The organism is Dyella mobilis, from assembly GCF_016904945.1.
In the GTDB taxonomy this organism is placed as follows: Bacteria; Pseudomonadota; Gammaproteobacteria; order Xanthomonadales; family Rhodanobacteraceae; genus Dyella_B; species Dyella_B mobilis.
Genome location: NZ_JADIKF010000039.1, coordinates 461,049 through 477,682, shown reverse-complemented (window position 1 = coordinate 477,682; position 16,634 = coordinate 461,049). Strand labels below are relative to the sequence as shown.

General features: G+C 61.3%; 12 protein-coding genes. All 12 read right to left on the bottom strand.

Features of this window, described 5'->3' with window-relative positions; translation table 11 throughout:
• Window positions 1-12 precede the first annotated feature (12 nt).
• Window positions 13-306 (bottom strand): 50S ribosomal protein L23, encoded by a 294-nt coding sequence (gene rplW / locus ISS99_RS13090; RefSeq protein WP_126673174.1) that lies wholly within the window; start codon window positions 304-306, stop codon window positions 13-15.
• Window positions 303-905 (bottom strand): 50S ribosomal protein L4, encoded by a 603-nt coding sequence (rplD, locus tag ISS99_RS13085; protein ID WP_204632047.1) that lies wholly within the window; start codon window positions 903-905, stop codon window positions 303-305. The genes rplW and rplD overlap by 4 nt, the downstream gene beginning before the upstream one ends.
• An 11-nt stretch (window positions 906-916) precedes the next feature.
• Entirely contained in the window at window positions 917-1,558 is a 642-nt protein-coding gene (rplC, locus tag ISS99_RS13080) for a 50S ribosomal protein L3 (RefSeq protein ID WP_204632046.1), read from the bottom strand.
• A 20-nt stretch (window positions 1,559-1,578) separates the two neighbouring features.
• Window positions 1,579-1,890 (bottom strand): 30S ribosomal protein S10, encoded by a 312-nt coding sequence (rpsJ, locus tag ISS99_RS13075; RefSeq protein ID WP_014402136.1) that lies wholly within the window; start codon window positions 1,888-1,890, stop codon window positions 1,579-1,581.
• A 398-nt stretch (window positions 1,891-2,288) separates the two neighbouring features.
• Window positions 2,289-3,479 carry an elongation factor Tu gene (gene tuf, locus ISS99_RS13070; RefSeq protein WP_204632036.1) on the bottom strand — a complete coding sequence of 397 codons (1,191 nt, stop codon included), beginning with the start codon at window positions 3,477-3,479 and terminating at the stop codon, window positions 2,289-2,291.
• 51 nt (window positions 3,480-3,530) lie between these two features.
• Entirely contained in the window at window positions 3,531-5,657 is a 2,127-nt protein-coding gene (gene fusA, locus ISS99_RS13065; RefSeq protein ID WP_204632045.1) for an elongation factor G, read from the bottom strand.
• A gap of 30 nt (window positions 5,658-5,687) precedes the next feature.
• Window positions 5,688-6,155: a 30S ribosomal protein S7 gene (gene rpsG / locus ISS99_RS13060; protein WP_128899618.1), complete on the bottom strand. Its 468-nt coding sequence runs from the start codon at window positions 6,153-6,155 to the stop codon at window positions 5,688-5,690.
• Window positions 6,156-6,230: 75 nt separating this feature from the next.
• Window positions 6,231-6,608 (bottom strand): 30S ribosomal protein S12, encoded by a 378-nt coding sequence (gene rpsL / locus ISS99_RS13055; RefSeq protein ID WP_192557867.1) that lies wholly within the window; start codon window positions 6,606-6,608, stop codon window positions 6,231-6,233.
• Window positions 6,609-6,799: 191 nt separating this feature from the next.
• Window positions 6,800-11,011, bottom strand: coding sequence for a DNA-directed RNA polymerase subunit beta' (gene rpoC / locus ISS99_RS13050; RefSeq protein ID WP_204632044.1), 4,212 nt, complete (start codon window positions 11,009-11,011; stop codon window positions 6,800-6,802).
• Between the two features lie 25 nt (window positions 11,012-11,036).
• A complete protein-coding gene (gene rpoB, locus ISS99_RS13045) occupies window positions 11,037-15,194 on the bottom strand; it encodes a DNA-directed RNA polymerase subunit beta (RefSeq protein WP_204632043.1) in 4,158 nt (1,385 codons plus the stop codon).
• A 373-nt stretch (window positions 15,195-15,567) separates the two neighbouring features.
• Window positions 15,568-15,939, bottom strand: a complete 372-nt coding sequence (gene rplL, locus ISS99_RS13040; RefSeq protein ID WP_204632042.1) for a 50S ribosomal protein L7/L12 — start codon at window positions 15,937-15,939, stop codon at window positions 15,568-15,570.
• Window positions 15,940-15,985: 46 nt separating this feature from the next.
• Window positions 15,986-16,510 (bottom strand): 50S ribosomal protein L10, encoded by a 525-nt coding sequence (rplJ, locus tag ISS99_RS13035; protein WP_204632041.1) that lies wholly within the window; start codon window positions 16,508-16,510, stop codon window positions 15,986-15,988.
• Window positions 16,511-16,634 lie beyond the last annotated feature (124 nt).

Below are 16,634 nucleotides of genomic sequence, written 5' to 3'. Positions count from 1 at the left end.
AAAACTCCTGGCTCAGGGCTTCGCCGACACGTCGATCGTCTGGCCTTCGGCGAGACGGACGTAAGCCTTGCGCTTGCCCTGACGGTTGCCTGCGCGGAAACGGAAGGACTTGACCTTGCCCTTGGCGTTGACGAGGTTTACCTGCTCGACCTTGACGTCGAACATCTTCTCGACCGCATCGCGGACATCAGCCTTGGTTGCTTCGGGAGCCACCACGAAAACGTACTGGTTGCTCTCGGCAAGACGAGCAGCCTTTTCGGAAATGTGCGGCGCGCGCAGCGTATTGAGAATGCGTTCGTTGCTCATGCCAGCCACTCCTCGACCTTCTTGACCGCATCGACGGTCATGACCACGTAGTCGGAGCCGACCAGGCTGACCGGGTTCAACGCAACCGAATCCAGCACGTGGAGGTACGGGATGTTGCGCGAAGCCAGGAACAGCGCTTCGTTGGCGTCTTCCGACACCAGCAGCACGCGACCGGAAACCTGCAGCTCGGCCAACTTGGCGATCATCGCCTTGGTCTTCGGAGCGTCGATGCCGAAGCTCTCGACAATCTTCAAACGACCCTGACGATTCAGCTCCGAAAGGATGGAGCGGATCGCCACGCGATAAGCCTTGCGGTTGACTTTCTGCTCATAGCTGCGGGGCTTGGCTGCGAACGTCACACCACCGCCCACGAAGATCGGGGCACGGTAGTCACCGTGACGGGCGCCACCGCCCTTCTGCTTCTTGAACTTCTTGGTGGTACCGGACAGTTCGCCGCGCGAGAGCTGAGCCTTGGTACCAGCGCGACCGCCTGCCTGATAGGCAACGACCACCTGGTGAATCAGGGCCTGCTTGAACTCGCCGCCGAACACGTCGTCCGACACGCTGAGCGACTTGGCGCCAATAACATTCAGTTCCATGCCGTCTCTCCTCAACCCTTGGTGGTCGGGCGAATGACGACGTCGCCACCGGTTGCACCCGGTACCGCGCCCTTCACCGCAATCAGATGACGCTCTGCGTCGATCTTGACCACTTCCAGCCCCTGCTGGGTGCGGTTCACCGCGCCCATGTGACCGGACATCTTCTTGCCGGGAAACACACGACCCGGAGTCTGACGCTGACCGATAGAACCCGGCGCGCGATGCGACAGCGAGTTACCGTGGGTGGCGTCACCCATCTTGAAGTTGTGGCGCTTGATGGTGCCCTGGAAGCCCTTACCCTTGCTGACGCCAGCGACGTCGACAATCTGGCCAACCTGGAACACTTCGCTCGCGCTGATTTCGGCGCCGACGGCGTACTTGCCAGCGTCTGCCGCATTCAGGCGGAATTCCCACAGGCCACGACCCGGCTCGACTTTCGCCTTGGCGTAGTGACCCTTTTCAGCAGCCGTCAACAGGCTGGCGCGCTTGACGCCCACGGCGACCTGCACCGCGCTGTATCCATCGTTATCTTCCGTCTTCACCTGCGTCACGCGATTCGGGGTCGCTTCAATCAGCGTCACCGGAATCGAGCGTCCGTCTTCGGTGAAGAGTCGGCTCATGCCGCACTTGCGGCCAACCAGTCCGATACTCATGTTCGTATCCTGTCTATCGCTCAACCGAGCTTGATCTGAACGTCAACGCCAGCGGCGAGATCAAGCTTCATGAGCGCGTCCACGGTCTTGTCGTTGGGATCGACGATGTCCAGCACGCGCTTGTGGGTGCGGGTTTCGTACTGATCGCGAGCGTCTTTGTCGACGTGCGGCGACACCAGAATGGTGTAGCGCTCGATCTTGGTCGGAAGCGGAATCGGACCGAGAACCGTAGCGCCGGTGCGCTTGGCCGTCTCGACGATTTCGCTGGCCGAACGGTCGATCAGACGATGATCGAACGCCTTGAGCCGAATGCGAATCTTTTGGTTCGCCATAACCGTGTCCTGTTATCTAAAGAACAATTCTGTGAATCGAGGTGGCTTCTCACCGCCTCGCACAACCCATAACGCACTGCAAGTCTTACAACGAACCCGCCGGATCATTTCTTCATCCGGAAGACTCCAAAACGCCGGGCAGGCCGTATGCCGGCCTGCCCAGACATATAACATTCGCGGAAATCCATGAAGAAACAGAGCCTTGGCTCTAGAACCAGGAGATCCTCGCAACATCCTTGTTAGCGAACTCGAAGCACTTCCTGTGCCTCATTTCGCGGTAGGCCACCCAACATGACAGTTGCGTGGCGAGTCAACTTGGCGACTATAGCGGATCTTTCGCCATAGGACAAGCACTTGCAAGAAACCGCCTGCATGGCAGGCGGTTTCCGTATAGCGACTTACTTGGTGATCTTGGCGACGACGCCGGCGCCGACCGTGCGGCCACCTTCGCGGATCGCAAAACGCAGGCCTTCAGTCATCGCGATCGGGGCAATCAGCGTCACCGAGATCTTCACGTTGTCGCCCGGCATCACCATTTCAACGCCTTCCGGCAGCTTGATCGCGCCGGTCACGTCGGTGGTGCGGAAGTAGAACTGCGGACGGTAGTTGCTGAAGAACGGGGTGTGACGACCACCTTCTTCCTTCGACAGCACGTAGATCTCGCCTTCGAACTCGGTGTGCGGGGTGATCGAACCCGGCTTGGCCAGCACCTGGCCGCGCTCCACGTCTTCACGCTTCGTGCCGCGCAACAGCAGGCCCACGTTGTCGCCCGCCTGACCCTGATCCAGCAGCTTGCGGAACATTTCAACGCCGGTCACCGTCGTCTTCACCGTCGGCTTCAGGCCCACGATTTCGATTTCGTCACCGACCTTGATGATGCCCGTCTCCACGCGACCGGTCACCACCGTACCGCGGCCGGAGATCGAGAACACGTCTTCCACCGGCATCAGGAATGCCTTGTCCAGCACGCGCACCGGCTCCGGAATGTAGCTGTCCAGCGCGTCCACCAGCTTGATGATCGCCGGCACGCCGATTTCCGACTGGTCGCCTTCCAGCGCCAGCTTGGCCGAACCATGAACGATCGGGGTGTCGTCGCCCGGGAATTCGTACTTGGACAGAAGTTCACGCACTTCCATCTCCACCAGCTCCAGCAGCTCGGCGTCGTCCACCATGTCGGCCTTGTTCAGGAACACGACAATGTACGGCACGCCCACCTGGCGCGACAGCAGGATGTGTTCGCGCGTCTGCGGCATCGGGCCGTCAGCGGCCGAGCACACCAGGATCGCGCCGTCCATCTGCGCCGCACCCGTGATCATGTTCTTCACGTAGTCGGCGTGGCCCGGGCAGTCCACGTGTGCGTAGTGGCGGTTCGGCGATTCGTATTCCACGTGCGCCGTCGAGATCGTGATGCCGCGCGCCTTCTCTTCCGGCGCTGCGTCGATCGCGTCGTACGCCTTGAATTCACCACCAAAACGCTCTGCACCGACCTTCGTCAGCGCCGCCGTCAGCGTCGTCTTGCCGTGATCCACGTGACCAATCGTGCCCACGTTCACGTGCGGCTTGGTGCGTTCGAATTTACCCTTTGCCATGGCTTGAACCTCTGAAAAAGAACTATGTTGTTTTTAGTAAAGAGAGCCTTATCAGGCTTTCTTCATGACCTGTTCGGCGATGTTGTTCGGCGCCGGTTCGTAGTGATCGAATTCCATCGTAAACGTGGCTCGACCTTGTGTCTGCGAGCGAAGCGCCGTGGCGTAACCGAACATCTCACCGAGCGGAATCATCGCGTTGATGGTCTTGCCAGATGGCGTATCGTCGGAGCCCTGCAACACACCGCGACGACGGCTCACATCGCCCATGACGTCGCCGAGGTAATCCTCGGGCGTCACGATTTCGACCTTCATGATCGGCTCGAGCAGGATCGGCTGCGACTGCTTCGCGCCCTCCTTGAAGAGCTCGCGAAACGCGCCATGGGCAGCGATCTTGAAAGCCATTTCCGACGAGTCGACGTCGTGGTACGAACCGAACACCAACTTCGCCTTTACGCCCACCACCGGGAAGCCGGCAAGCTGACCACTGGTGATAGATTCGCGCAGACCTTTTTCCACCGACGGAATGTATTCCTTGGGAACCACGCCACCGGTAATCTCATTGACGAACAGGAAGTCGTCCTTCACGTCCGGATTCTTGTGGTCTTCGTCGGTCATCTTGGAGAACTCGATGACCACGTGACCGTACTGACCTTTACCGCCGGACTGCTTGGCGTGCTTGAAGTCCGCCTTGTAAGCACCCTGGATGGTTTCGCGATAAGCCACCTGCGGCTTGCCGACGTTGGCCTCCACGTTGAATTCGCGCCTCATGCGATCAACGAGGATGTCCAGGTGCAGCTCGCCCATGCCGGAGATGATGGTCTGACCCGACTCTTCGTCCGTGCGAACGCGGAACGACGGATCTTCCGCGGCCAAGCGGCCGAGGGCGATACCCATCTTCTCCTGATCCGACTTGGTCTTCGGTTCGACCGCCATCGAAATCACCGGCTCCGGGAACGTCATGCGCTCCAGGGTGATGACGTGATCCTGTGAGCACAGCGTATCGCCAGTGGTAACGTCCTTCAGGCCGACCGCGGCGGCGATATCGCCTGCGCGAACTTCCTTGATTTCCTGGCGCTCATTGGCGTGCATCTGCAGGATGCGGCCGATGCGCTCTTTCTTCGACTTCACCGGGTTGTACACGCCATCACCGGAGTTCAGCGTGCCCGAGTAGACGCGGAAGAAGGTAAGCGACCCGACAAACGGATCGGTCATGATCTTGAACGCGAGCGAAGAGAACGGAGCGCTGTCGTCCGCGGGACGGCTCGCTTCCTTCTCGTTCTCGTCGATGCCCTTGACCGGCGGGCGATCGGCCGGCGAAGGCAACAACTGGATCACGGCGTCAAGCATGGCCTGCACGCCCTTGTTCTTGAAGGCCGTGCCGCAGAACACCGGAATCAGCTTGTTGGCCAGCGTTCCCGCGCGAAGACCGGTGATGACGTCTTCCTCGGAGAGGTCACCCTCTTCCAGGTACTTGTTCATCAACTCTTCGGAGGTCTCTGCCGCCGACTCAACCATGAAGTTACGCGCCTTGCTGGCAGCATCCTTCAGGTTGGCCGGAATGTCCTGGTATTCGAACTTCATGCCCTGGGATTCCATATCCCAGACGATCGCCTTCATCTTGATCAGGTCGATCACGCCTTCGAAGTTGTCTTCGGCGCCGATCGGCACCTGCATCGGCACCGGATGAGCACCCAGGCGCGACTTCAACTGGTCCACGACCTTATCGAAGTTCGCACCGGTGCGATCCATCTTGTTGACGAAGGCGAGGCGCGGCACGCCGTACTTGTTGGCCTGGCGCCACACGGTTTCGGACTGCGGCTGCACGCCACCCACGGCACAAAGCACGAACACGGCACCATCGAGCACGCGCAGCGAGCGCTCCACTTCGATGGTGAAGTCCACGTGCCCTGGCGTGTCGATGATGTTGAAGCGATGCTCGGGCAGGGAACGATCCATACCCTTCCAAAACGCCGTCGTTGCCGCCGACGTAATGGTGATGCCACGCTCCTGCTCCTGCTCCATCCAGTCCATCGTCGCTGCGCCGTCGTGCACTTCGCCAATCTTGTGACTGACGCCGGTGTAGAACAGGATGCGCTCGGTGGTGGTCGTCTTTCCGGCATCGATGTGGGCCATGATGCCGAAATTGCGGTAGCGCTCGATGGGAGTGGTGCGTGCCACGGTACTAACCTCGAATCCGTACGGTACTGCTTACCAACGATAGTGCGAGAAGGCCTTGTTGGCTTCCGCCATACGGTGCGTTTCTTCGCGCTTCTTGATCGCGCCGCCGCGATTTTCCGAGGCTTCCAGCAATTCAGCAGCCAGCTTGCGCGGCATGGACGTCTCACCGCGCTTGCGCGCAGCTTCGATCGCCCAGCGCATGGCCAGCGCCATACGGCGACCCGGACGCACTTCGACCGGCACCTGATAGGTGGCGCCGCCGACACGACGGGACTTCACCTCGACGGCCGGGGCGATATTGCCCAGCGCCTTCTCGACCAGTTGCACCGGCTCGGCGTGCTTTTCACCCAGGTGATCCAGGGCGCCGTAGACGATGGCTTCGGCCACCGACTTCTTGCCGCTCTTCATCACCATGTTGATGAAACGGGCGATGAGCTGGCTGCCGTGCTTGGGATCGGGCAGAACCAGACGGGCGGGATGTGAACCTTTACGCGACATGTTTGTTGTCCGTTATCTTTGCGAGCAACCCTGCCCGCCGGGAAAGCAGCCGTCCTGGCCGCACTCTTCAATAAATTAGGCCTTTTTCGGGCGCTTGGCGCCGTACTTCGAGCGAGCCTGGCGGCGCTTGGTCACACCGGCGCAGTCAAGGCTGCCGCGCACGGTGTGGTAACGCACACCCGGCAGATCCTTCACACGGCCACCACGAATGAGCACCACCGAGTGCTCCTGCAGGTTGTGGCCTTCACCACCGATGTAGCTGATGACCTCGTAACCATTGGTCAGGCGCACCTTGGCGACCTTACGCAGGGCCGAGTTCGGCTTTTTCGGGGTGGTCGTATACACGCGCGTGCAGACGCCGCGGCGTTGCGGGCTGCTTTGCAGGGCCGGCGAAGCGCTCTTGTAGCTCTTCGGGCTGCGGGATTTGCGCACCAGCTGATTGACTGTCGTCATGCCTAGCTATTCCTGGGAAACATAAAGGCAGACCGAATAACCCGGTCTGCCGAGAAGCGGGAATTTAACATGGGCGCCTTACCTCAGGCAAGAAATCACCAGGTAAGAGCGAGCCCGCCATCCTTGACCCGAACACGAGGCGCATTCCATGCGCCTCATTTCGTTTGTCGGTGAGTAAAGCCGTTCGGGGCTTACTCGACACCTGCATCAGTGCCTACCGGCGCCTCCGCGAAGGAGACCTGGCTGGATCCGGAAAGGGTTTCCAGTTCCGAGGCGGTCAAACCGCCCTGGCGATGACGCTGTGCGTGATACGCCAGACCCGTACCGGCAGGGATTAGACGGCCGACAATAACATTTTCCTTCAAACCACGCAAGGTGTCGCGCGTGCCACGGACCGCCGCTTCGGTAAGAACGCGAGTGGTCTCCTGGAACGAAGCCGCCGAGATAAACGATTCGGTGGCCAACGACGCCTTGGTGATGCCCAGCAGCACCGACTGGAAGTCGGCACGACGCTCGTTGCGCGCCTCCGCCCGGTCGTTTTCGGCGTTGATCCGTACGCGCTCCACCTGCTCGCCACGCAAGTAATGGCTTTCGCCCGGCTCGGTGATCTCGACCTTGCGCAGCATCTGGCGAATGATCGTTTCGATGTGCTTGTCGTTGATCTTCACACCCTGCAGGCGGTACACGTCCTGGATTTCCTTGACCAGGTAGGCGGCCAGCGGCTCGACACCCAGCAGGCGCAGGATGTCGTGCGGATTGGGCTCGCCGTCCACGATGGTTTCGCCCTTCTCCACGTGCTCGCCTTCGAACACGATGACCTGACGCCACTTCGGAATCAGCTCTTCGTGCTCGTTGCCGTCCACGTCCTTGATGATCAGGCGCTGCTTGCCCTTAGTGTCCTTGCCGAAGCTGACCACACCCGAACGCTCGGCCAGGATGGCCGGTTCCTTCGGCTTGCGGGCTTCGAACAAGTCCGCCACGCGCGGCAGACCGCCGGTGATGTCGCGGGTCTTGGAGGTTTCCTGCGGGATACGGGCGACCACGTCACCCACGCCCACTTCGGCGCCGTTCTGGATCGACACGATCGCACCGGCCGGCAGGAAGTACTGCGCCGGAACGTCGGTGCCCGGCAGCTTGAGCTCGCGGCCCTTGCTGTCTTCCAGGCGCACGATCGGGCGCAGATCCTTGGCCGCGGTACCGCGACGCTTCGGATCGGTCACCACCGCCGACTCCAGGCCGGTCAGCTCGTCGGTCTGGCTCTGCACGGTGACGCCATCGATGAAGTCGATGAAGCGCACGGTACCGGCCACTTCCGACACGATCGGATGGGTATGCGGATCCCAGTTCGCCACGACCTGGCCCGCCTTGACCGGCGCGCCGTCCTTGACGGAAATGGTTGCGCCGTAAGGCACCTTGTAGCGCTCACGCTCGCGGCCGTTGGCGTCGATCACCGACACTTCGCCCGAACGCGACACGGCCACCAGGTGTCCCTGGCTGTGCTGCACGGTCTTGAGGTTGTTGAACTTCAAGGTACCGGTGGTCTTCACCGACACGTTGTCGACTGCAGCCGCACGCGACGCCGCACCACCGATGTGGAACGTACGCATGGTCAGCTGGGTGCCCGGCTCGCCGATCGACTGCGCCGCCACCACGCCCACGGCTTCACCCATGTTCACCAGGTGACCGCGAGCAAGGTCGCGGCCATAGCACAGCGCGCAAACGCCGTGGCTGGCGTGACAGGTGATGGACGAACGCACCGAGATCGACTGCACGCCGGCCTTGTCGAGCTTCTCGACCAGGGCTTCGTCCAGCAGCGTGTTACGCGTAACGATCGGCTCGTCATCGCCGCCCGGCGCGTAGACGTCTTCGGCCACCACGCGACCGAGCACGCGCTCGCGCAACGGCTCGACCACGTCGCCGCCTTCCACGATCGGCTGCATGATCAGGCCTTCCTCGGTACCGCAATCGGTCGAGGTGATGACCACGTCCTGCGCCACGTCCACCAGTCGGCGGGTCAGGTAACCGGAGTTCGCGGTCTTCAACGCCGTATCCGCCAGACCCTTACGAGCACCGTGCGTCGAGTTGAAGTACTGCAGAACGTTCAGGCCTTCGCGGAAGTTGGCCTTGATCGGCGTTTCGATAATCGAACCGTCCGGACGCGCCATCAGGCCGCGCATACCGGCCAGCTGACGAATCTGCGCCACCGAACCACGAGCACCGGAGTCAGCCATGATGTACAGCGAGTTCATCGACTTCTGGTTCACCGTCTTGCCTTCGGCATCGGTCACCTTGTCGGTACCGATACCGTCGATCATCGCCTTGGCGACCAGTTCGTTGGTGCGCGACCAGATGTCGACCACCTTGTTGTAGCGCTCGCCGGCGGTAACTAGACCCGACTGGTACTGCTCCTGGATTTCCACCACTTCCTTCTCGGCTTCTTCCAGGATCGGCTTCTTCTCGGCCGGGATGATCATGTCATCGATACCGATCGAGATACCGGCGCGCGTGGCGAACCGGAAGCCGGTGTACATCAGGTGGTCGGCGAAGACCACGGTGTCCTTCAAGCCCAGACGACGGTAGCTCTGGTTGATCAGGCGCGAGATGGCCTTCTTCGACAGCTCGGTGTTCGCGAGCTCGAACGGCAGGCCTTCCGGCATGATTTCGGCCAGGAGCGCGCGGCCCACGGTGGTGTCCACCAGCGAAATGCTGCTGGTGCGCTCGCCGTTGTCGTGGATCTGCACCTGCTTCAGGCGCACCTTGATCTTGGCGTGCAGCTCGACCACGCGGTTGTCGTACGCACGGCGCACTTCGGCGATGCTGGAGAACACCATGCCGGAGCCCTTGGCATTCACCAGCTCGCGCGTCATGTAGTACAGGCCCAGCACCACGTCCTGGGTCGGCACGATGATCGGCTCGCCGTTGGCGGGCGACAGGATGTTGTTGGAGGACATCATCAACGCGCGCGCTTCCAGCTGCGCTTCGATCGACAGCGGCACGTGCACGGCCATCTGGTCACCGTCGAAGTCCGCGTTGAACGCGGTACACACGAGCGGATGCAGCTGGATGGCCTTGCCTTCGATCAGCTTCGGCTCAAATGCCTGGATGCCGAGACGGTGCAGGGTCGGTGCGCGGTTGAGCAACACGGGATGTTCGCGGATCACCTCTTCGAGGATGTCCCACACCTGGCCTTCTTCGCGCTCGACCAGCTTCTTCGCGGCCTTGATCGTGGTGGCTTCACCACGGTTCTGCAGCTTGGCGAAGATGAAGGGCTTGAACAGTTCCAGCGCCATCTTCTTCGGCAGGCCGCACTGATGCAGGCGCAGGGTCGGACCGACCACGATCACCGAACGACCGGAGTAGTCCACGCGCTTGCCGAGCAGGTTCTGGCGGAAGCGGCCCTGCTTGCCCTTGATCATGTCGGCGAGCGACTTCAGCGCGCGCTTGTTGGTGCCGGTGATGGCGCGGCCACGGCGGCCGTTGTCCATCAGGGCGTCAACCGACTCCTGCAGCATGCGCTTCTCGTTGCGCACGATGATGTCGGGCGCATTGAGCTCGAGCAGACGCTTCAGACGGTTGTTGCGGTTGATGACGCGGCGATACAGGTCATTCAGATCGGAGGTCGCGAAACGGCCGCCATCGAGCGGCACCAGCGGACGCAGGTCCGGCGGCAGCACGGGCAGCACGGTCATGACCATCCATTCCGGACGGTTGCCCGATTCCAGGAACGCTTCGATCAATTTCACGCGCTTGGTGAGGCGCTTGAGTTTGGTTTCCGAATTGGTCGACCCGATCTCTTCCTTGAGGCGAATGACTTCACCCGGCAAGTCGAGCGACTTCAGCAGTTCGAATACCGCTTCGGCGCCCATACGGGCGTCGAATTCGTCGCCGTGTTCTTCGACGGCTTCGAGGTACTGGTCTTCGCTCAGCAACTGACCGCGCTCGAGCGCCGTCAAACCTGGATCGATTACCACAAAGGCTTCGAAGTACAGGATGCGCTCGATATCACGCAGCGTCATGTCGAGCATCAAACCGATGCGCGACGGCAGCGACTTCAAGAACCAGATGTGCGCGACCGGGCTGGCCAGCTCGATGTGGCCCATGCGCTCACGACGCACCTTGGCCAGCGTGACTTCGGTGCCGCACTTTTCGCAGACCACGCCACGATGCTTCATGCGCTTGTACTTGCCGCACAGGCACTCGTAGTCCTTGGTCGGACCGAAGATGGCGGCGCAGAACAAGCCGTCACGTTCCGGCTTGAAGGTGCGGTAGTTGATCGTTTCCGGCTTTTTCACTTCGCCGTACGACCACGAGCGGATCAGCTCCGGCGACGCCAGTGCGATCTTGATCGAATCGAACTCCGGCGTGGTGCGCTGCTGATTGAATAGATTGAGCAAATCTTTCATTGCATAAGCTCCTGTAACCCGCGGGTTACTTGATCTCTTCCAGGTCGATGTCGATGCAAAGCGAACGGATTTCCTTCACGAGCACGTTGAAGGATTCCGGCATGCCCGCCGCCATCTCGTGGTTGCCGTCGACGATGTTCTTGTACATCTGGTTGCGGCCCTGCACGTCGTCGGATTTCACCGTCAACATTTCCTGCAGGGTGTACGCCGCGCCGTAAGCTTCCAGCGCCCAGACTTCCATTTCGCCGAAACGCTGACCGCCGAACTGCGCCTTGCCACCCAGCGGCTGCTGCGTAACGAGCGAATACGGACCCGTCGAGCGGGCGTGCATCTTGTCGTCGACCAAGTGGTTGAGTTTCAGGTAGTGCATGTAGCCAACGGTGACCGGACGATCGAACGCCTCGCCGGTACGGCCGTCGAACAGCGTGGTCTGGCCCGACTCGGGCAGATCCGCCAGCTTCAGCATCGCCTTCAGCTCGACTTCCTCGGCGCCGTCGAACACCGGCGTCGCCATCGGCACGCCTTCCTGCAGGTTGTTCGCCAGGGCGAGGATTTCCTCGTCGGTGAGCGACTTCAGGTCGACGTGCTGCACGGCACCGGACACGTGGTGGTTGTAGATCTGGTCGAGGAACTCGCGGATCTGCGCCACCTTGGCCTTCGCTTCGAGCATCTGCTGGATCTTCTTGCCCAAGCCCTTCGCGGCCCAGCCCAAGTGCACTTCCAGAATCTGGCCGATGTTCATACGCGAGGGCACGCCCAGCGGATTCAGGCAGATGTCGATCGAGGTGCCGTCAGCCATGTACGGCATGTCTTCGACCGGCACCACGTTGGACACCACACCCTTGTTGCCGTGGCGACCGGCCATCTTGTCGCCCGGCTGGATGCGGCGCTTAACGGCCAGGAACACCTTGACCATCTTGAGCACGCCCGGAGCGAGATCGTCGCCCTGGGTGATCTTGCCCTGCTTCTCCTTGAAGCGCTTGTCGAACTCCTCGCGATGACGCTTGACCTGGTCGGACGCGCGCTCGAGGAATTCGGTGACTTCCTCGTCCTTGACGTTGATCTTGAACCACTCGTCCTTCTTCAGGCTATCGAGGTATTCGTTGGTGATTTCCGCACCGCGCTTGAGACCCTGCGGACCGCTGTTGGCGACCTTGCCGAGCAACTGCGCGCGCATACGGTTGTAGATCGCGCCTTCGAGGATGCGGAACTGGTCGTCGAAGTCCTTGCGGATTCGCTTGATTTCCATTTCCTCGATCTGGCGTGCGCGCTTGTCCTTCTCGATACCGTCGCGCGTGAACACCTGCACGTCGATAACCGTACCGTCCATGCCCGGCGGCACGCGCAGCGAGCTGTCCTTCACGTCGGATGCCTTCTCGCCGAAGATCGCACGCAGCAGCTTTTCTTCCGGCGTGAGCTGGCTTTCACCCTTCGGTGTGACCTTGCCGACCATGATGTCGCCGGCCTTCACTTCCGCGCCGATGTACACGATGCCGGATTCGTCGAGGCGAGCCAGCGCCTGCTCACCCACGTTCGGGATGTCGGCGGTGATTTCCTCGGCACCCAGCTTGGTGTCGCGAGCAATGCAGGACAGCTCCTCGATGTGGATCGAGGTGTAGCGGTCTTCCTGCACGACGCGCTCGGAGAGCAGGATCGAGTCTTCGAAGTTGTAGCCGTTCCACGGCATGAACGCGATCAGCATGTTCTGGCCGAGCGCGAGCTCGCCCAGATCGGTCGACGAACCGTCGGCCAGCGTGTCGCCCTTGGCCACCACGTCACCCACGTTCACCAGCGGGCGCTGGTTGAGATTGGTGTTCTGGTTGGAGCGGGTGTACTTGGTCAGCGTGTAGATATCGACGCCGGCATCGTTGTCGCCGACTTCTTCTTCGTTCACACGCACCACGATACGGGCTGCGTCGACCTGATCGATCACACCTCCGCGCTTGGCACTGGTGATAACGCCCGAGTCACGCGCCACGGCGCGCTCGATACCAGTACCCACCAGCGGGGTCTGCGAACGCAGGGTCGGTACGGCCTGACGCTGCATGTTCGCGCCCATCAACGCGCGGTTGGCGTCGTCGTGCTCGAGGAACGGCACCAGCGCCGCTGCCACCGACACGGTCTGCATGGGCGAAACGTCCATGTAGTTGATTTCGGCCGACGGACGCAGTTCGGATTCGCCGCGGAAGCGGCAGGACACGAAGTCTTCGGTGAAGCCGCCGTTGCTGAGCGGCGAGTTCGCCTGCGCGATGACGTGATCGCCCTCTTCGATCGCCGACAGGTAATCCACCTGGTTGGTGACCTTGCCGTCCACGACCTTGCGGTACGGCGTCTCGAGGAAGCCGTACTGGTTGGTGCGCGCATACACGGCAAGCGAGTTGATCAGGCCGATGTTCGGACCTTCCGGCGTTTCGATGGTACAGACGCGGCCGTAGTGGGTCGGATGCACGTCGCGCACTTCGAAGCCGGCACGTTCGCGGGTCAGGCCGCCCGGGCCCAGTGCGGAAACGCGGCGCTTGTGCGTCACTTCCGACAGCGGGTTGTTTTGGTCCATGAACTGCGAAAGCTGCGAGGAGCCGAAGAATTCCTTCACAGCTGCCGCCACCGGCTTGGCATTGATCAGGTCTTGCGGGGTCAGGCCATCGGCCTCGGCCAGCGACAGGCGCTCGCGCACGGCGCGCTCCACGCGCACCAGGCCGATGCGGAAGGTGTTTTCCGCCATTTCGCCCACCGAACGCACGCGGCGGTTGCCCAGGTGATCGATGTCGTCGACGGTGCCGTGACCGTTCTTGATTTCGATCAGCACCTTCAGCACGTCGAGGATGTCGGAACTGTCGCCTTGCGAGGCCACCAGCGACTGCGCCTCTTCGTCCTTCCGCTCACCGAAGTACTTGTAGTCGTACAGCACGCCCGGACCGAGAATGTCCTTGCGGCCGACGCGACGATTGAACTTCATGCGGCCCACGGCCGACAGATCGTAGCGGTCGAAGGTGAAGAACAGGTTGAAGAACAGGTTCTGCGCAGCTTCCTTGGTCGGCGGCTCGCCCGGACGCATCATGCGATAGATTTCCACCAGCGCTTCGAGCTGCGTCTTGGTGTTGTCGATGCGCAAGGTGTGCGAGATGTACGCACCGCGATCCAGATCGTTCACGTACAGGGTCGGCAGCGTTTCGATGCCGGCCTTGCGGAAGTTCTCCAGCTGTTCGGCACTGATTTCGTCGTTGGCCGACGCCAGCAGCTCGCCGGTCTTCGGGTCGACGACATCGGTGGCCAGGATGCGGCCGACCGGATAGTCGTCCGGCACTTCCAGCGCCGTGATGTTTTCAGCGGCAAGCTGGCGCACGTGGCGCGCAGTAATACGCTTGCCGGCTTCCACCAGCACCTTGTCGCCGATCATCAGGTCGAAGCTCAGCGTTTCACCGCGCAGGCGCTCGGCGACGAGCTCCAGCGTGGTACCGCCCTTCTTACCCAGATGGAATACGTTGTGCTCGAAGAAGATGCCGAGCATCTCTTCGTTGCTGTAGCCCAGCGCACGCAGCAACACAGTCACCGGCAGCTTGCGGCGACGGTCGATACGGGTGAACAGCGCATCCTTGGGATCGAACTCGAAATCGAGCCACGAGCCGCGGTAAGGAATCACGCGCGCAGAGAACAGCAGCTTGCCCGAACTGTGCGTCTTGCCGCGGTCGTGGTCGAAGAACACGCCCGGCGAACGGTGGAGCTGCGATACGATCACGCGCTCGGTACCGTTGATGATGAAAGTGCCGGTGTCGGTCATGAGCGGAATTTCGCCCATGTAGACTTCCTGCTCCTTCACGTACTTCACGGCCTTCTTGGAGGCCGGACTGTCCTTGTCGTAGATCACCAGGCGCACGGTGACGCGCAGCGGCGCGCCGAACGTCATGCCGCGATTGCGGCACTCGCGTTCGTCGAACGGCGGCTCACCGAGACGGTAGTCGACATATTCAAGGGCGGCGTTACCCGAATAGCTCACGATCGGGAACACGGACTTCAATGCGGCGTGCAGACCTTTGTCTTCGCGCTGCTTGGGAGCAACGTACTCCTGCAGGAATTCACGGTAGGAATCGGTCTGGATCGTCAGCAGGTTGGGTACGCCCAGTACGGGCGGACGCTTGCCGAAATCCTTGCGGATGCGCTTCTTCTCGGTAAACGAGTAGGTCATGGTCGGTGACGCCTCGGTTCGCTGTGGCGCCGGTGGTGCACGCACCGGCTAAATTGGGAAAGCTTGGATCTGGGGGATCGTGAATAGCGGCTCTTGCTTGCAAAACCCTATTCGCGATGCCCTACATCCAGAGCGTCCGTGCCTGTTGTGCTTAAAGAGAGCTCCTGCCCTTTTTAAACTCGCCCGGTGCGGACCGGGCTCCGATGAACCAGGCACAAAGCGCCTGGTTCACGACGGACCATCCATGGCCCGCGAACAGCTCCGTACAAATGTTCTGCTGGAGCTAGGTTCTTGAAGCGGCCAAAGCCCGGGGATTTACATCCCCAGGCTTGGCTTGACGCTAGGTCAAACTGACGGCGCGCAAGAGCGCCAATTACTTCAGTTCGACCGTGGCGCCGGCAGCTTCGAGGTCCTTCTTGAACTTCGCAGCATCATCCTTCGAAGCGGCTTCCTTCACGACGCCACCGGCTTCGGTCAGGTCCTTCGCTTCCTTCAGGCCCAGGCCGGTGATGGCGCGGACGGCCTTGATCACGTCGACCTTCTTGTCGCCGGCGCTCTTCAGGATGACGTCGAATTCGGTCTGCTCTTCAGCAGCCGGGCCGGCAGCGGCCGGACCAGCAGCCACGGCAACCGGGGCAGCGGCGGACACGCCAAACTTTTCTTCGATGGCCTTGACCAGCTCCATCACTTCCATGAGCGACTTGGCGGCAACGGCTTCAACGATCTGTTCGTTGGAAAGGGACATTTTGATTTACCTCTGGAAATGGATTCGGTTTAGATCGGCGTCGAACTTAGGCGGACTCGGCTTCGGCCGGTGCGGCTTCGCCACCACCCTGCTTGTCGGCCACGGCCTTGACGGCGCGGGCAAACATCGCAGCGGGTTCGGCCAGCACGCGGGCCAGCATGGCCAGTGCCTGTTCGCGGGTCGGCAGCGAGGCCAGCACTTCAACGTGCGCAGCCGGCAGCAACTTGCCTTCCACCGATACAACTTTCGCCTTCAGCTTGTCGTTGCTCTTGGCGAATTCCTTGATCAGACGACCGGCAGCGCCGGGTTCTTCCGTCGAGAATGCATACAGCAGCGGACCGGTCAGGGCGTCCTTGACGACCTCGAACTCGGTACCAGCCACAGCGCGCGCGGCGAGCGTATTCTTGACAACTTTCAAGAAAACGCCGGATTCGCGAGCCTTCTTGCGCATCGCGGTCATCTGTTCGACCGTGGTGCCTGCATACTCGGCAGCGACCAAGGAGTGAGCCTTCGCGGCGATTTCAGCCAGTTCGGCGACTACTTCTTGCTTCTGAGAGAGATTCAGAGCCATGTTTCACTCCTCTTGTGAACTCCGCTTACGGCTCCTGCCGCGTGCGGTCCTGAGCGATGCCGTCCTTGACATCGGGGACTCGAGGTCCCGGGTGGTGGCCTTTCCAGAGCAATTCCAGAAGGGG

Bases quoted from the DNA above. Each gene is read 5' to 3' on its own strand.
- rpsG (WP_128899618.1), bottom strand. From the start codon at position 6,155: ATGTCGCGTAAAGGTTCACATCCCGCCCGTCTGGTTCTGCCCGATCCC.
- rpsL (WP_192557867.1), bottom strand. From the start codon at position 6,608: ATGACGACAGTCAATCAGCTGGTGCGCAAATCCCGCAGCCCGAAGAGC.
- tuf (WP_204632036.1), bottom strand. From the start codon at position 3,479: ATGGCAAAGGGTAAATTCGAACGCACCAAGCCGCACGTGAACGTGGGC.
- rplC (WP_204632046.1), bottom strand. From the start codon at position 1,558: ATGAGTATCGGACTGGTTGGCCGCAAGTGCGGCATGAGCCGACTCTTC.
- rplJ (WP_204632041.1), bottom strand. From the start codon at position 16,510: ATGGCTCTGAATCTCTCTCAGAAGCAAGAAGTAGTCGCCGAACTGGCT.
- rplW (WP_126673174.1), bottom strand. From the start codon at position 306: ATGAGCAACGAACGCATTCTCAATACGCTGCGCGCGCCGCACATTTCC.
- rpoB (WP_204632043.1), bottom strand. From the start codon at position 15,194: ATGACCTACTCGTTTACCGAGAAGAAGCGCATCCGCAAGGATTTCGGC.
- rpoC (WP_204632044.1), bottom strand. From the start codon at position 11,011: ATGAAAGATTTGCTCAATCTATTCAATCAGCAGCGCACCACGCCGGAG.
- rplL (WP_204632042.1), bottom strand. From the start codon at position 15,939: ATGTCCCTTTCCAACGAACAGATCGTTGAAGCCGTTGCCGCCAAGTCG.
- rpsJ (WP_014402136.1), bottom strand. From the start codon at position 1,890: ATGGCGAACCAAAAGATTCGCATTCGGCTCAAGGCGTTCGATCATCGT.
- rplD (WP_204632047.1), bottom strand. From the start codon at position 905: ATGGAACTGAATGTTATTGGCGCCAAGTCGCTCAGCGTGTCGGACGAC.